12 protein-coding genes are annotated in these 14,953 nt (G+C 72.0%); 7 read left to right on the forward strand and 5 right to left on the reverse strand.

Going from position 1 to position 14,953, the window contains the following annotated elements:
• Window positions 1–79: 79 nt before the first annotated feature.
• On the forward strand, window positions 80–1,180 hold the full coding sequence (locus tag ACWGH4_RS16990; RefSeq protein ID WP_453461192.1) for an LUD domain-containing protein: 1,101 nt from the start codon (window positions 80–82) through the stop codon (window positions 1,178–1,180).
• A 60-nt stretch (window positions 1,181–1,240) separates the two neighbouring features.
• Here the strand turns inward: ACWGH4_RS16990 and ACWGH4_RS16995 are convergent, their stop codons facing one another.
• On the reverse strand, window positions 1,241–3,361 hold the full coding sequence (locus ACWGH4_RS16995) for a SpoIIE family protein phosphatase (protein WP_453461195.1): 2,121 nt from the start codon (window positions 3,359–3,361) through the stop codon (window positions 1,241–1,243).
• Window positions 3,362–3,526: 165 nt separating this feature from the next.
• Entirely contained in the window at window positions 3,527–3,907 is a 381-nt protein-coding gene (locus tag ACWGH4_RS17000; protein WP_453461198.1) for a winged helix-turn-helix transcriptional regulator, read from the reverse strand.
• Window positions 3,908–4,046: 139 nt separating this feature from the next.
• Here ACWGH4_RS17000 and ACWGH4_RS17005 point away from each other — a divergent pair, with 139 nt between their 5' ends.
• On the forward strand, window positions 4,047–4,454 hold the full coding sequence (locus tag ACWGH4_RS17005) for a RidA family protein (RefSeq protein ID WP_453461201.1): 408 nt from the start codon (window positions 4,047–4,049) through the stop codon (window positions 4,452–4,454).
• Between the two features lie 61 nt (window positions 4,455–4,515).
• Here the strand turns inward: ACWGH4_RS17005 and ACWGH4_RS17010 are convergent, their stop codons facing one another.
• Complete coding sequence (locus ACWGH4_RS17010; RefSeq protein ID WP_441262316.1) at window positions 4,516–5,019, reverse strand: GNAT family N-acetyltransferase; 504 nt, start codon at window positions 5,017–5,019, stop codon at window positions 4,516–4,518.
• A 209-nt stretch (window positions 5,020–5,228) separates the two neighbouring features.
• Between ACWGH4_RS17010 and ACWGH4_RS17015 the strand changes: the two genes are divergently transcribed.
• Window positions 5,229–5,894 carry a hypothetical protein gene (locus ACWGH4_RS17015; RefSeq protein WP_453461204.1) on the forward strand — a complete coding sequence of 222 codons (666 nt, stop codon included), beginning with the start codon at window positions 5,229–5,231 and terminating at the stop codon, window positions 5,892–5,894.
• 64 nt (window positions 5,895–5,958) lie between these two features.
• Here ACWGH4_RS17015 and ACWGH4_RS17020 read toward each other — a convergent pair whose 3' ends face one another.
• On the reverse strand, window positions 5,959–7,683 hold the full coding sequence (locus ACWGH4_RS17020; protein ID WP_453461207.1) for a SpoIIE family protein phosphatase: 1,725 nt from the start codon (window positions 7,681–7,683) through the stop codon (window positions 5,959–5,961).
• Window positions 7,684–8,314: 631 nt separating this feature from the next.
• On the opposite strand from ACWGH4_RS17020, the gene ACWGH4_RS17025 reads away from it, so the two are divergent.
• From ACWGH4_RS17025 to ACWGH4_RS17040, 4 genes are all read left to right on the forward strand, one after another.
• Window positions 8,315–10,474 carry a SpoIIE family protein phosphatase gene (locus tag ACWGH4_RS17025; protein ID WP_453461210.1) on the forward strand — a complete coding sequence of 720 codons (2,160 nt, stop codon included), beginning with the start codon at window positions 8,315–8,317 and terminating at the stop codon, window positions 10,472–10,474.
• A gap of 96 nt (window positions 10,475–10,570) precedes the next feature.
• Complete coding sequence (locus ACWGH4_RS17030) at window positions 10,571–11,389, forward strand: isocitrate lyase/PEP mutase family protein (protein WP_453461213.1); 819 nt, start codon at window positions 10,571–10,573, stop codon at window positions 11,387–11,389.
• Window positions 11,390–11,864: 475 nt separating this feature from the next.
• Window positions 11,865–12,227: a hypothetical protein gene (locus ACWGH4_RS17035; RefSeq protein ID WP_441262321.1), complete on the forward strand. Its 363-nt coding sequence runs from the start codon at window positions 11,865–11,867 to the stop codon at window positions 12,225–12,227.
• Between the two features lie 243 nt (window positions 12,228–12,470).
• Entirely contained in the window at window positions 12,471–13,163 is a 693-nt protein-coding gene (locus ACWGH4_RS17040) for a ribonuclease H family protein (RefSeq protein WP_453461217.1), read from the forward strand.
• A 277-nt stretch (window positions 13,164–13,440) separates the two neighbouring features.
• Here ACWGH4_RS17040 and ACWGH4_RS17045 read toward each other — a convergent pair whose 3' ends face one another.
• Window positions 13,441–14,484, reverse strand: a complete 1,044-nt coding sequence (locus tag ACWGH4_RS17045) for a S66 family peptidase (RefSeq protein WP_453461220.1) — start codon at window positions 14,482–14,484, stop codon at window positions 13,441–13,443.
• Window positions 14,485–14,953: the final 469 nt, after the last annotated feature.

A 14,953-nucleotide genomic window follows, 5' to 3' on the forward strand; every position in this document is an offset into this window, starting at 1 on the left:
GCCTCACATTCCGGAGCGCCGCGCTGTCGTAACGGTGTCGAACCGGTGAGGGCGACAACAAGACGGAGAGGGAGATTTGATGAACGACTTCCGGACCACCGTGGACCGCGTCGAGATCGAGGCACTGCGCGGCGAGTTCACCGACGCGGTGATGATGCGCGACCGACCTCGCCTGGCGTCGCTGTTCACAACGGACGGTGTCTTGCGCATGCCCGACATCCCCGCCGAGCAGATCGGCCGCGAGGAGATCCTCGCCGGGGGCGAGCGGCTGCAGAGCCAGTGGGACTTCTTCGTACAGAACACACACCCCGGCACGATCCAGCTCGACGGCGACACCGCGACGGGCCGCGCCTACATCCAGGAACTCGCACGCACCCTCGACGGACGCCAGGGCCTGAACTACGCCGTCTACCACGACCGTTACCGGCGCACCGAGGAAGGCTGGAAGTTCGCCGAGCGGGTGTACGAGATCAGGTACCTCGACACCTCACCGCTGGCGGGCACGGCGCCCCACGCGGCGAAGGGCTCCCGGACCGACCCGGCACATGCCACGGCCACCCCGGCTCCGGCCGCCTCCTTCACCGAACCGGCAACGGCCGAACAACTGGAGCGGGTGGCCGCCGCGCTGCGTGCGGGCGGCTTCGCCGCCGAGATCCTCGACGACGCCGCGGAAGCGCGCGTCCGCATCAAGGACCTGCTTCCCGAGGGCGCCGCCGTGCTCACCGGAGCCAGCGAGACCCTCCGGCTGTCAGGCATCGACGAGGACATCAACGCCGGCGGCCGGTACGACGCCATCAGGCCGCGCGTCCTGGCCATGGACCGGACCACCGACGCCGACGAGATCCGACGGCTGCTCGCCGGCCCCGAATTCGTCGTCAACAGCGTCGCCGCGGTCACCGAGACCGGCTCGCTCGTCCTCGCGTCGGGCAGCGGCAGCCAACTTCCCGCCAACGCGGGCGGCGCCGCCCACGCGGTCTGGATCGTCGGCGCGCAGAAGGTGGTGCCCGACCTGAACACAGCCCTGCGCCGCGTCGAGGAGCACGCCCTCCCGCTGGAGAACGTCCGCGCCCAGGCGGTGTACGGGAGGCCCAGCGCCGTCAACCGCCTGCTCGTCCTCAACGCGGAACCGCGCCCAGGGCGCGGCACCGTGCTGCTTCTCAGAGAGGCCATCGGCTACTGACCCGGCCGGCGGACGCGAGGACGGCCGGGACCGTCCCGGGACTCGGGTGGCCCGGGCCGTTCACCGTCCATGGCCGGTGACCACCCGGAGCAGGAGGAGCGCGATGTCGTCCGTGTTCTGCCGGATGGGGCGGACCTCTTCCAGCAGGTCGTCGATGACCAGGTCCAGGTCCCGGCCGTCGGCGCGGTCGAGGCAGTGCGCGAGTCGTGCTACGGAGTCGTCGAGGTCGACGCCCGGTGACTCCACGAGGCCGTCGGTGTAGAGGGCCAGCATCAGACCCGCGGTGAGGGGGATCTCGGTGACGGGATAGGTGGCGTCGGGATCCACGCCGAGGAGCGGACCGGGGGAGACGTCCAGGGGGACGGTGTGCCGGTCCGGCAGGCGCAGGAGCGGCGGGGGATGGCCGGCGGTGGCGACGCACAGGCGTCCGCGGGCGAAGTCGAGGTGGGCGTAGAGACAGCTGGTGAACAGGCCCGGGTCGAGGTCGGTGAGGAGCCGGTTGGTCCGCGAGAGCACCTGGTCGGGCGAGGTGCCGAGGGTGGCGTGGGCATGGACACCGGTGCGGACCTGCCCCATCAGCGCGGCGGCGGCGACGTTGTGTCCCTGAACGTCACCGATCACGGCTGCCGCGGTGGTGTCGCCGAGGCGGAGCAGGTCGTAGAAGTCGCCGCCGATGTCCATACCGCGGGTCGCGGGCAGATAGCGGGCCGCGACCCGCAGGCCGTCGACCGCGGGAAGGGTGTGCGGCAGCAGGGACTGCTGGAGGCCGTGGGCGAGCTGCTGCTTCGTGTCGTACAGGCGGGCGCGGTCGAGGGCCTGTGCGACGAGGCCGGCGAGCGAGGTCAGCACGGCGCGTTCCTCCGCCTTGAACGCATGGGGGTGGTCGTAGGACAGGATGCAGCAGCCGACGGGCCGGCCGGAGATGATCAGCGGCAGAAAGGCCCAGGCCTGCTTACCGCTGATCACCGGGGCCTCGGGGTAGATCCGCCGCATCTGCTCGGGGTCGGAGAAGAACGAGGGGATGCCGGTGGTGAGGGTCTGACCGGCGGGGGTGAAGGAGGTGTCCAGCGGCAGGCCGTCGAGGCGTTCGACGACGTGGGACGGATAGCCGCGGTGCCCGGTGATCCGCAGCCGCCCGGCTTCGGCCGCGGACAGGACCAGGCCCTGGGCGCCGAAGGCCGGCATGATCTGGTCGGCGATGAGGTCGACCACGTCCTGGACGCCCACGACCTCCGTGAGGGCGGCGGCCAGGTGCACGAGCTGGTACAGCTGGCCGGCGCGGGCCGGTGAGGCGGTGCTCATGGACTGCCGGGACGGCGCGTGGGACGACCCGGCATCGGCGGGAACGATGCGCACGCTGATGCCGCTCGCGTCGGGGTAGAGCTGGAAGTCCAGCCAGCTGTCCGGTGGGCGGCACGCGGTGAAGGCGACAGGCTCGCGGCTGATCACCGCGGCACGGTAGCGGTCCTCGTACGTGGGGTCGTCGAGCCAGGGCAGCGACTGCCACGGCAGCGTACCCAGCAGTTGACCGGCGTCGCGGCCCAGCAGCTCGGCGGCCCCCGAGCTCAGATAGGTGATGCGCCCTTCCAGGTCGAGGGAGCAGGAACCGCCGGGCAGACGCTCGGCGAAGTCGGCGGCGGCCATTGCCGGTGTCGCGTCCGGCCGCCCGGCGACGACGGGCAGGATGCGGGGCTCGCTGCGGTGGACCGGAGTGCCGGATTCGGCGGCCTCCTCGAGCAGCCGGGCCAGATTCCGGCAGGCCGAAGTGATGTGGGCCCGCTCCCGCCGGTTCATCCGCGGCGGGCGGGTGGCGGGCCACATCAGCAGGAGCGAGCCCCACCGCAGGACGCCGGTGACAGGTGCGGCGGCCAGCGCCAGCGGGTAGGGGAGCGCGACCGCCGTGCGGGGATAGGAGCGGGCCATCTCGTCCTGGCTGCCCACCCAGATCAGGCGGTCGTCGCGGAGGGCGTCCGCAACCGGGGCCGGAGCGGCGACCGGCACTCTCGTCCAGGGGGCGGCGAACTCGGCCGGCGCACCGCACAACACCTCGAGATGCAGCACCTGTCGGTCCGGTGCGAGCAGATAGAGAGCACCGATCGCGGCACCAGTGCGCCGCACCGTCTCCGCGAGCGCGGCATCCACCGCACCGACGTCGACGGCCGGGTCGCCCGTGCTGGTCACGAGGCACCTCCAGCGTCGCCTATACGGGACGTTACGCCGACCCGGAGGGCATGGCACATTCGCCTGCGCCGGGGCGAGGGCCGGCTCCGCCGGTGGATGGCGCCACGGCGTACGGGCCTGTCGGCACTCGAGCGGGACGACCCCCGCGGTGCGGCCGGGGCTCCGTCAGGTCTCGAAGCGGCGGCGGGAGGCCTCGATATGGCCGAGGTACCGGTGGGTCCAGCCGCACATGGCGCTGACCGTCGCGCGCAGGGCCTGGCCCGGTTCGGTGAGGGTGTACTCGACGCGTGGCGGCACGGTGGGGTGCACGTCCCGCTCGACCAGGCCGTTGCGCTCCAGCATGCGCAGGTTCTGGGTGAGCATCTTGTGGCTGATGCCCTCGATCTCGTTCCGCAACTCGCTGAAGCGCAGGGTGCGTTCACCGAGGGACTCGATGATCAGGAACGCCCACTTGTTGGCGACGTCCGAGAAGATCTCCCGGGCCAGGGAATCCGCGCGCGTCAGGTCCGCGTCCTCGGGCGAGCCGTTGAACTGCTTGGTCACCATCAGGTTCCCCAGTCACTGAAAAGTGCGTTCTTCCAGGTCAGCGTTCACTCTCCTACAGTTCCTGAGTAACCACAAGAGACCACGAGCGGCTTGCTCCGTGGGAAAGGGCCCTCGGACTCTCATGACAAGGAGGCGCAGCATGGCCATCACCCTGGTAAACCCCGGCGGACTGCCGGAGATCGATGCCTATCGGCAGGTGTCCGTCGCGACCGGGTCGAGGCTGGTCTTCGTCGCGGGGCAGGTCGCATGGGACGCCGACGGCGTGACGGTCGGCGAAGGCGACCTCGCCGCTCAGGTCGAGCAGTGCTACCTCAACATCGGCACCGCCCTGGCCGAGGTCGGTGGCTCCTTCGACGACGTGGCGAAACTGACCGTCCACATCGTCGACTGGACCCCCGACAAGATGCCCCTGTTCCTGGAGGGGGTCGCTCGGGCCGCGGCGAAGCTGGGGGTCACGCCGGTACCGCCCGGCACGCTGCTGGGGGTTGCGGCACTGGACGTACCGGAGCATCTGGTCGAGGTCGAAGCCACCGCGGTCCTCGACTGAACAAGCTCCTCGCCGGGGGACTGCACCTCGACGGACGTCCCTCGGCCGGAGCGCTCTCGTGTCACGGCAACGTACGTGTCAGCCAGGCCACTTCACCGTTGTCCTCCGTGGAGACGTGATCCCGTTCGAACCCGAGTTTCTCAAGGACACGGAGCGACGGTGTGTTCCACGTGCCGACGGTCGACCAGAGCCGTTTCCGCCCGGTCGCGATCGCGGCATCGAGCACTGCCCCGGCCGCCTCGGTGGCGTAGCCGCGCCCATGCGCACGCTGGAACAACTCGTACGCGATTTCAGGTTCCTCCAGGGTGGAACGGCCGATGATCAGCCCGCAATAGCCGATGAAGTCGCCTTCGTCGCGGCGCTGGATGGGCAACAGGGCGATCCCCGTGGTCGCCGTCGCGGCGAGCAACTCCGCGATGGACGTACGGATGTGCTCGACCGTAGGGGTCCCCTTGCCGCGTTCGGCGAGGAGGGCGCAGAACTCAGCGGCGTCCGACTCGGACCACGGCCGCAGTATCAGCCGCTCGGTCTCAAGGTGGAACGACATCGTCTCGTACGTAGTCATGCCCCCACTCTGCCCCACTGATCATCACGAACCACAGCTGGAGCACCAGTCGTAGGTGGGGCGGCAGTGCCTGGTACGTGACGTCCGCAACCGGGGGGAATTCAGGCGCGTCTCCGACCGTGCCGGCCGCGCTCGCGGTCCGGTGTGCGGACAAATCGGGGGGACCTGCGGTGAACGGAACCAGAGGCCTGACAAGACGGGGATCGTGGATGATCGCCTCGCTCGTCCTGGCATCAGCGGCAGTGGGGTGCCAGGACACGGACGGCGGCAACGGGAAGGGCCCGGGAGCCAAGTCGCCCGACCGGGGCCGTTCTTCGCAGTCGCCCGGCGGCGGTGCGGGCCACGACGACGGCAAGGAATCCGCCAAGCCCTCGCCCCGCCCGTCGGACAGGCCGGCCGGTGGGCTGACCTGCGACCGGCTCCGCAACGCGGAACTGCAGAACTCCGAGCTGCGGCTGCCGGACGCCCCCGCGGGATCCATCTCGTTCACCGACGGGCGGTGGGAGGGCGACGGCATCGTCATCGAGCTCCAGCCGCAGTGCGACATCGGCGACATGACCGGCGACGCGGCGCCGGACGCCGTGGCGCCCATCAAGGTGACGACGGAGGGCACGGGCAGGTTCTACGCCCTGGTCACCTGGCGCAACGACGCAGGCACGCCGATGCCCGCCGCAGCGGTCTCGCTCGGGGACAGGACGCCCGTGGAGTCCGTCGAGATCTCCACGGCGCCCCCGAGGCAGGCCACCGTCGTCCACCTCACCCGCGGTGACGCCGACCCTGCCGCTGTGGTGACGATCAGGCGGACCGCCGTCTACCGGGTGGCGGGCCCCGTCATGGCCGAGCTCCACCACAGCGACGCCCCGTACACCCCCTGAGCCACCGTGAAGGCCGCCGCCGGCTGCCGGAGTACGGGGCCGGGGGCGGCCCGCACGGCGGGGTTCAGCCAGGGATCCGCACGGCCAGCAGCGCCACGTCGTCCTCGTTCTGCGGCGGGCGGGACCGCTCGAGCAGATGGTCGGTGAAGGGCTCCAGAGGTCGGTGGGCCAGGGACGCGGCGTTCCGGCGCAGCCGCTCCAGCCCCTCGTCCAGGGAATGGCCAGAGGCCTCGATCAGGCCGTCGGTGTACAGCACGAGGGTCGACCCCGGCGGCAGAGTCACGGTCGCGTCGACGCGGCCCTTCGGCACCCCGTGGGCGGCCGCGATGCCCAGGAGGAGGCCGTGGCCGCCGGTGAGGTAGTCGGCCACGCCGTCGTGCGTGACCAGCAGAGGCGGCGGGTGCCCGGCGTTGGTCCAGGTCAGCTCGGGCTGCCCGTCGTCGGCCACCGTCATCCGGGCGTAGATGAGGGTGGCCATGGACGCTTCGGCGATGTGCAATGACGCGTCGTCGAGCCACTCGACGATCTTGCTCGGCGGTTCGTGCTGCGCCCAGGCGTAGGCGCGGAGCATGTTGCGCAGCTGCGCCATGCCGGCGGCGGCGTCCAGGTCGTGGCCGACGACGTCACCGATGGCCAGGGCCGTGGAGCCGTCGCTCAGGGCAAACGCGTCGTACCAGTCGCCGCCGACCTGCGAGGCGTTGGGCGCGGGCAGGTAGCGGGCGGTCATCTCCAGCCCCGGCACACTCGGCAGCTGGGGCAGCAGATGACGTTGCATGGTCTCTGCGACCTTGCGCTGCCGCTGGTAGAGGCCGGCGTTCGCCAGGGCCAGGCCCGCCCGGCGCGCGATGTCCTCGAGCAGCGCGACGTCCGCCGCGGTGAACGGCTCCGGCCGCTCGGAGCGGCCCAGGGTGACGGCCCCGAGGATCTCCCGCACGCCGCGGATGGGCGCGATGACCGCCGAGTGCATGCCGGTCGCGTCGAACAGGCGGCGCTGCTCCACCGCGATGCCCGAGTCCGGCGGGCCCTGGTAGGTCTCAGGCCCGGCCAGCGCGGACGACACGCCGCGCAGGGCCCGGGAGAGGGGCATCGGGGAGCCTTCCGGTACCGGCGGCATCGGCCCTTGGAGTTCCTCCCTGTGCACCAGCGCCTCGTCCTCCACGTGCACGACGGCGCGGCGCCACACCTCGTCGCGCTCGGTGATCAGGTCGACGACGGCCCAGTCCGCGAGGCGGGGCAGCACCAGGTTCACGAGTCTTCGCAGCGCCTCGTCGACGTCCAGAGTGGAGGTGAGAGTCGTGGTCGTCTCGGCGAGCAGCGCCAGCCGCTCGAGCTCCGAGAGCGACGCGGTGGGCCGGTCAGGGAGCGCGGCCGGACCCGGGACATCGCGGGGATGGAAGATCACAAGGGTGGCGGTGGTCCGTTCATCGAGTTCGCAGGGCGTGGACAGCCACGACACCGGCAGCATCGAGCCGTCCCCACGCACCATCCACTCGTCCGTTCCCTGCGCCGTGCCTCCGGCGAAGACGGCCTGCCGCACCGGGCACTGGGCCCTCGCGATGGGCTCGCCGTGGCGGGTGCGGTGCAGCATGTCGTGCGCGTCCTGACCGAGGAGCTCCGCCGCGGTCCGGTCCAGAAGCTGCTCGGCCCCGGAGTTGACGCCGATGATGCATCCCTCGTCGTCCGTCAGATAGGCACCGGTACGCAGGGCGCCCAACGCCATGGTCAGCGTCTCCAGCGCCTTCTCCTGAGACCGGCCGTCGACCGGCTCCACCGTCTTGGGGTCCGTCATGTTGTGGTTGCCTCCCCTGGCCGAAGGGCCCATTCCGCCGTCCGTCGTCCGTCCCTGCTGTCTCTCCACATGCCCCGACGGGCGGATGCGACGCTCGCGGCTCCACCGGGCCCCAGCGCCTTGCACCGGATTCGACGGGTTCGCCCTGACCTGGTGATGCCATGATCGGCAGGCCGGAGAGGACGACGTCCACGGTATTCGACGCAGAGGCCCGCCGAGCCGCCTGCGGTGCGCCCGAGCCCGCTCCGGAGCTCGCGCCCGTCGCCGTCAGCGGGCGTCGGGGACCACTGTCTTCCACGGCTGCCGGCGTCAGCCGCCGGCCGTGGTCCCCACCCGTGCCCACCCGGTCGAGGCGTTCCGCGGGACGGCGGAGGAGTCCGGTGGAACCGGGCCCGGCCGGGACGGCGCGCCTGGCACGGTCGGCCGGTTCGTGTACGACCGCGCCGGGTCTTCCGCCGCTGGGCACCGGGCGGCCGCCCTCGGGCGGCGTCGGGGGACGCCTCGTCCGAGGTGACGCCCGGTCCCGTGGGACCAGCGCGCTCCGGCCGGGCCGTCCGCCGCTGTCACGGTGCGGAGGCCGGCGGCCGGCGGTGCCGCGGCACCGCCCTGGCGAGGGGGTGAGCGCGGGAGCATGCTGGAGAGAGCCGGCTCGGCGGGGCTGTCGTACGGCGAAGGGCGAGTGAAGGTCCCCATGGACGAAGACGTGAGCGGCCGGCCGGGCCCCGGCGGGGACGGCCCCGCCGGCCTGCCGTGGTGGATCCTCGAGCAGCTGCCCGTGCCCGTGGTGTTCTTCGACCGGCGGGCCCGGCTCGTGTCCGCCAATCGGGCCACCCTGGAGTCGGTGACCATAACCCTGGAGCAGCTCATCGGTCTGAAGCCGGGCGAAGTGGAACCGGGTGTCGTGCTCAAGGGTGCGGAGGGCCTGGAAGCCGCGGTCGAAGAGGTGATCGCCACCGGCAAGGGCCGCAGCTACGAAACCCTCCTCCGCCCCGACCTCGGCCGCGAGGGCGTGTGGACGGCGGTCATCTCACCGGTCAAGGACGGCTCCGGACATGTGCACGGCTGCTGCGTGGTGACCCTCGACACCACCGAGCAGTACCGCGCCCGCACACGCATGACCGTCCTCAACGAGGCCAGCATGCGCATCGGGAGCACGCTGGACGTGGGCCGTACCGCCGAGGAACTGGCCGAGATGGCCACGGAGAGCTTCGCGGACTTCGTCACCGTGGACCTCCTCGCCCCCGTACTCGCGGGTGACGAACCCGGCGCCCCGGAGCCGGGAGCCACCATTGTGTTCCACCGGGCCGCTCAGCACTCGGTCCTGGAGGGCTGCCCCGAGTCAGTGCTGCCCGTCGGCGCGCGCCACTCCTTCGCGCGGGAGTCGGCGATGGGGCGCGTGCTCGTCCGGGGAGAGGCCGCGCGCTTCGCCGTCGACGAGGAGGAACTGCGGCTGTGGGAGGCGGAAGACCCCGACCGCCTGCGCAGCATCCGCGAACACGGCATCCACTCCTTGGTGGTCGCTCCGCTCGCCGCGCGACGCATCACCCTGGGGCTCGCCGTGTTCTCCCGCCACCGCACGCCCGAACCCTTCGACGACGACGACCTGCTGCTCGCCGGGGAACTCGCCGCGCGGGCCGCCGTGGCCGTGGACAACGCCCGCCGCTACACCCGTGAACACGCCACCGCCCTCGCTCTGCAGCGCAGCCTGCTGCCCCGGCGGACGGCCCGGCAGCACGCCGTCGAGGTCGCCTCCCGCTACGTGCCCAACACCGCGGGCGCGGGGATCGGCGGAGACTGGTTCGACGTCATCGCCCTGTCGGGCGCCCGGGTCGCCCTGGTCGTCGGCGACGTCGTCGGGCACGGCGTCCAGGCATCGGCGACCATGGGCCGGCTGCGTACCGCCGTGCGCACGCTCGCCGACGTGGACCTCGCCCCCGACGAACTGCTCACCCAGCTCGACGACATCGTGCTGAAACTGGACCGGGAGGAGTCGGTGGACCCCGCGGGCGGCTCCGCCGTCTCCGGCGCGACCTGTCTGTACGCCGTGTACGACCCCGTCTCAGGGCGATGCACAATGGCCCGAGCAGGTCACCCGGAGCCGGTGCTCGTCCGTCCCGACGGCAGCTCCGCCCACATCCCGCTGCCCGGCGGCCCGCCGCTCGGGGTGGGCGGACTGCCGTTCGAAGCAGCGGAGTTCGACCTGCCGGAGCACAGCATCCTCGCGCTGTACACCGACGGCCTGATCGAGTCCCCCGGACGGGACATCGACGCCGCGCTCGCCGTGCTGCGCGAGACGCTCACCCGTCCCGCCGGATCGCTGGAGGACACCTGCGACGCCGTGATGGCGGCCCTGATGCCCGAGCGGCCCGGCGACGACATCGCGCTCCTTCTCGCGCGCGCGGGCCGCCTCGGCGCGGATCACCACGTCTCGTGGGACCTGCCCCCGGACCCGTCCATCGTCTCGCAGGCGCGCAAGCACGTCGCCGCCCAGCTGGAGCAATGGGGCCTGGACGACGCCGTGTTCACCACAGAAGTGGTCGTCAGCGAACTGGTCACCAACGCCATCCGCTACGGCGGTGCCCCCATCCGGCTGCGCCTCATCCGCGGCACCGCCCTCATCTGCGAGGTGTCCGACGGCAGCAGCACCGCCCCCCATCTGCGCCGCGCCCGCGCCTTCGACGAGGGCGGCCGGGGACTGCTGCTCGTCGCGAGCCTCACCGAATGCTGGGGCACCCGGTACGGCCCCACAGGCAAGACCATCTGGGCGGAGCAGGCCCTGCCGGGCGCATGACGCCCCGTCACACGCCCGGCAGGAAGCCCATTCCGTCCGACGTCGATGTCGGATTCCTGCCGGACAGCGCCGACCGGGCGGTGTTTGACTGCCCGCATGTTCACCAACCGGCCGGACCAGGCCCGCCGCTTCCGCTCCCTGCACACCTCGTCGCGACCCTTGGCACTGGCCAACGCCTGGGACGTCGCGAGCGCCCGCGTCATCGAGGCCGCGGGCGCCCCCGCGATCGCCACCACCAGCGCCGGCGTCGCCTGGTCGCTGGGCTCGCCGGACGGTGACGCCCTCACCCGCGAGCGCGCACTGGAACTGATCTCCCGGATCGCCGCCGCCGTCGCGGTCCCGGTCACCGCCGACATCGAGGGCGGGTACGGCCAGGACGCGGCCGACGTCGCGGAGACAGTCACCGGCGTGCTCGCGGCGGGCGCCGTCGGCGTCAACATCGAGGATGGCGCCCGGCCCCCCGGCGAACTCGCGGCACGGCTGGCCGCCGCCCGGCAGGCCGCCGACCGGGCCGGTGCGGACCTCTTCCTCAACGCCCGCATCGACACCTACCTCTTCGCCCTCGGCGACCCGGACACCCGGCTCGCCGAAACCCTGGACAGGGCACGCACGTACGTCGACGCCGGCGCTGACGGCATCTTCGTCCCCGGTGTCACCGACACCGCCACGATCGCGGCCCTGGCCCGAGACATCTCCGTACCGCTGAACGTCATGGCCGGCCCGGGCGCACCGAAGGTCGCCGAGCTCGGCGACCTCGGCGTGGCCCGTGTCAGCCTCGGATCGGGCGTGGCGCAGGCCGCTTACGCCGCCGCCCGCCGAGCCGCGCAGGAACTCCTCGACACCGGCGGCTACGGCTCCCTCGCCGACGGCATCGCCTTCCCCGAGCTCAACGGGCTGCTCTCCGGGCCCCGCTGACCGGCCCGCCCGCGCGCCGGTACGAGGACCTGGCCGCGCCGGCAGCCGACCTCCCAGGTAAGTCCACATGCGAGACGGTCTCCCGCATGACAACCACGGCGTTCGCAGAGGGGGCGGCGGCGCGGAGCCGGGCAGTACGGTGCGGTGGCTGCGACCAACGCCGGACCCTTACGGGGATGCCGGCGCGGGGCGCGGTGCCCGTGTCGGTCCGGACGCCTCGTGCTGCCGTGTCGCGCGGGCGACGATCCGGACCGATCGGTATCCGTGCGACAGGAATTGGCGTAGCCGGTGAAATCGGACCTGATTCGATCTCCGTGTAACGCTTCATCCATGCATGGCGCAGTTCCCGGCAGGGGCGCAAAAAAGAGCGACCCTCTGCGGTCCGGGCCGGGATTTCTCCGCTGTGGTTCTCCCTCTGTTCGCTGACCGCGTTTCCGTGCCGTCGAGGCTGTCTATGCGCCAGATTGGGAATCCAGTGAGCAATACCGAACCCCTGCCGGACCACCGGCAGTACGACCCCACCCAGGGCAGCGGTCACCGTTCCGTACGCGGCGGGGACGGGTCCGGCACGCGTCGGGCAGCCCTGATCACCCACACGATCGCCGACATCGCCGCGGCGTTCCTCGGGCTGTGGGTCCTGCTCCACCTCCTCGAGGCGAACCGGTCCAACATCTTTGTCGAGTTCGTGCACGGAATGGCCGACCTGCTCGCCTGGTGGTCACAGGATATTTTCACTATGGACACGGAAGGCCTCCGCGTTCTGCTCAATTACGGGCTGCCGGCAGTCATTTATCTGCTGATCGGGCACGGTGCGGCGTCGCGGCTGCGGCGCCTCTGAAGGAATTCACGGGACGTTCAGGTCTGTGAAGAAACGGCAATTGTGCGGCGGAGATATGAAGCATTTCCGCACCGCACCGTACCCGGGCCGTTCGCCCGGCCGGGGGCGGCGTGCCTCGGACGCCGCCGCCCCCGCCGCGAGCCCGCGGGTCCTCACCCGCACGGCTCGCTGCGCGGAGCCGCCGCGCCCGGGGACGGCCGGGCCGTGCGGACCCCGTGCGCGGGGCGTGACAGCATCGGGTGCATGGTGGAACGGATCATCGCCGCGTGTGACGGGGCGTCGAAGGGTAATCCCGGGCCGGCGGCCTGGGCGTGGGTCGTTGCCGGTACGGACGGTCAGGTGGCTTCCTGGGAGGCGGGCCCGCTGGGGAGGGCCACGAACAACGTGGCGGAGCTGACCGCGCTGCGCGAGCTGCTCCAGGCGACCGACCCGGTCGTTCCGCTCGAGGTGCGCATGGACTCGCAGTACGCCATGAAGGCGGTCACGACCTGGCTGCCGGGCTGGCGCCGCAAGGGCTGGAAGACGGCCGCCGGCACGCCGGTGGCCAACCGGGACCTGGTGGTCGCCATAGACACGCTGCTGACCGGCCGGGACGTCACCTTCGTGTACACCCCCGCGCATCAGGTCGACGGGGACGCCCTGAACGCGGCCGCCGACGCCGCCGCGAGCCACACGGCCCGCTCCCAGGAGCCGGCCGGGTCGGCCGCCGGCTCCGCCCTGCCCCCGCCGGAGCCGGTGTCACGGCCCGCGACCTCGGGACGCAACAGGCGGCCCGCGGAACGGCGCTCATCGGCGGCGGGCTCCTCCTCCCGTGGCTCGGTCGCGGCGAAGTTCCCCGGCAGGTGCCGCTGCGGCCGGCCCTACGCCAAGGGAGAGACGATCGCGAAGAACCCGGACGGCTGGGGCCACCCGGCCTGCGCCACGGACGGCGGCTGAACTGGGGCGCGTCGCCGCCTCCCCGCCCCCGAAGGCGCGCGGCGGCGGCGTCGAGGTCGCCGGCGTCCGTGCCGTCCACTGCGTCACCGCGCTCGCGCCGTCACGCTGATGGTCCTGCACTGAGGTGCCGCCCCCTGTGCCGTAGTCCCGGACAGGGAGTGCTCTCCGTGCGTGTGGCAGGCGCTCCCCGGCGCGAGCAGCTGTGCCCGGTCGTTCCCGGCGGGGAAGACCTGGCCGTCACCGGCCGCAGGGCCACGGGCCGTGGACGGGCTGCGGCTCAGTAGGTGACGTGGATGCGGCGCGCCGGGCCGTCGACCCGGATCCGTCCTCCGACGGGGACGACGAGTTGCGGGTCGGTGTGGCCGAAGTCGACGTCGAACACCGCCATGGTGTCGGGGGCGTACCGGTCGAGAGCCCGTAGGACGGCCTCGCGCTGCTCCCGGCGGAAGCGCGCCCGGGCCTGCGGTTCGAGCGGGTTCTCGAACGACCAGCTCTTCGCCCTGGCCATCAACAGCGCGGGGAACTGCCGCAGCAGCCCGCGTTCACCCATGCTCCTGAGGATGAAGAAGACGTCCTGGGCACGCGGCATCTCCTCCGAGGTCTCCAGGAAGAGCACGTTGCCGGCGTACGGGTCGACCGGTTCCCCGATGCGGCCCGCCATCAGCAGCCAGGACAGGATCTCCAGGTTGCCGCCCCAGCCGGCTCCTTCGACCACCCGGTCGCCGTTGTGCCAGAACCAGCCTTCGGAAGGCTCCGTCTCCGGTTCGGTCTCGAAGGTCCGCGGGTCGTCCCAGGGCCGGTTGACGTCGCCGTACGTGGGCGAGGGAGTGAGCTCGTACTCGCCCGACGTGAACAGCGCCGCCCGGAGCGACTCCGCCGTCAGCGGGTGCATCGCGCCGGGTCGGCCGAGTTCGACCATCACCGAACCGCCGTGGTAGGCGACCATGCCCAGATCGCGCAGGTACAGCAGCAGGTTGGTGTTGTCGCTGTAGCCGAAGAAGGGCTTCGGGTTGGCGTGGACAAGGTCGCCGTCGAGGTGAGGGAGGACGGTGATCTGGTCGTCGCCGCCGATGCTCGCGATGACCGCCTTGATGTCGGGGTCCGCGAAGGCCGCGTGGATGTCGGCGGCCCTCTCCTCGGGCGTCGCGCCCATCTTCCGGGTCGTCGGGTATTCCACCGCCTTCAGCCCGAAGTCCTCCTGGAGCCTGCGCACCCCCAACTCGTAGGGAAGGGGAAGGTGTCCAGGCAGACCGGAGGAAGGGGACAGCACCGCGACCTGATCTCCGGGGCGGGGCTTGGCGGGGTACAGGGAAGCCGTCATCTCGTGATCGTAGGACCGGGCGGACCCGCGGCCGAAACGATTTGCTCGGCGGTGTCCCGCACGCTCGCCCCTCCGTTCGCGGACGGCACGCGCTCCAGGAGGGCATGTGGTCGGGCCGGGCAGGGTCGAGGAAGGCGTCGGCTCGTGACGGGGCGCGCTGTTGCCGGCCGGCGCGCGGTTGTGGACGGGCACCGGTCGTGGACGGGCGCCGGTCGTGGAGCGGCACGACGGGCCGCGGCCGGGAAGTGGCGTCGGCCGGCCGCGCGTCGGGCACCGGATCGTGGGCGCCGGGGCCCATGGTTGTGGTCGTTGCCGTGTCGCGCCGCCGAGCGCGCCGGCGCGGGAGGCTGGAAGGTGGCCGCAGACAGCGATCCGAAGGAGGAAGCCACCATGACCGGGCATGTGACCGTCGGTCTGGACAACTCGCCCGAGAGTCTCGCGGCGGCGCACTGGGCGGCCCGGGAGGCCG

The sequence above is a fragment of the Streptomyces sp. NPDC054847 genome (assembly GCF_053610925.1).

Bases quoted from the DNA above. Each gene is read 5' to 3' on its own strand.
- ACWGH4_RS16990 (WP_453461192.1), top strand. From the start codon at position 80: ATGAACGACTTCCGGACCACCGTGGACCGCGTCGAGATCGAGGCACTG.
- ACWGH4_RS17000 (WP_453461198.1), bottom strand. From the start codon at position 3,907: ATGGTGACCAAGCAGTTCAACGGCTCGCCCGAGGACGCGGACCTGACG.
- ACWGH4_RS17005 (WP_453461201.1), top strand. From the start codon at position 4,047: ATGGCCATCACCCTGGTAAACCCCGGCGGACTGCCGGAGATCGATGCC.
- ACWGH4_RS17010 (WP_441262316.1), bottom strand. From the start codon at position 5,019: ATGACTACGTACGAGACGATGTCGTTCCACCTTGAGACCGAGCGGCTG.
- ACWGH4_RS17015 (WP_453461204.1), top strand. From the start codon at position 5,229: ATGATCGCCTCGCTCGTCCTGGCATCAGCGGCAGTGGGGTGCCAGGAC.
- ACWGH4_RS17020 (WP_453461207.1), bottom strand. From the start codon at position 7,683: ATGACGGACCCCAAGACGGTGGAGCCGGTCGACGGCCGGTCTCAGGAG.
- ACWGH4_RS17025 (WP_453461210.1), top strand. From the start codon at position 8,315: ATGCTGGAGAGAGCCGGCTCGGCGGGGCTGTCGTACGGCGAAGGGCGA.
- ACWGH4_RS17030 (WP_453461213.1), top strand. From the start codon at position 10,571: ATGTTCACCAACCGGCCGGACCAGGCCCGCCGCTTCCGCTCCCTGCAC.
- ACWGH4_RS17040 (WP_453461217.1), top strand. From the start codon at position 12,471: ATGGTGGAACGGATCATCGCCGCGTGTGACGGGGCGTCGAAGGGTAAT.
- ACWGH4_RS17045 (WP_453461220.1), bottom strand. From the start codon at position 14,484: ATGACGGCTTCCCTGTACCCCGCCAAGCCCCGCCCCGGAGATCAGGTC.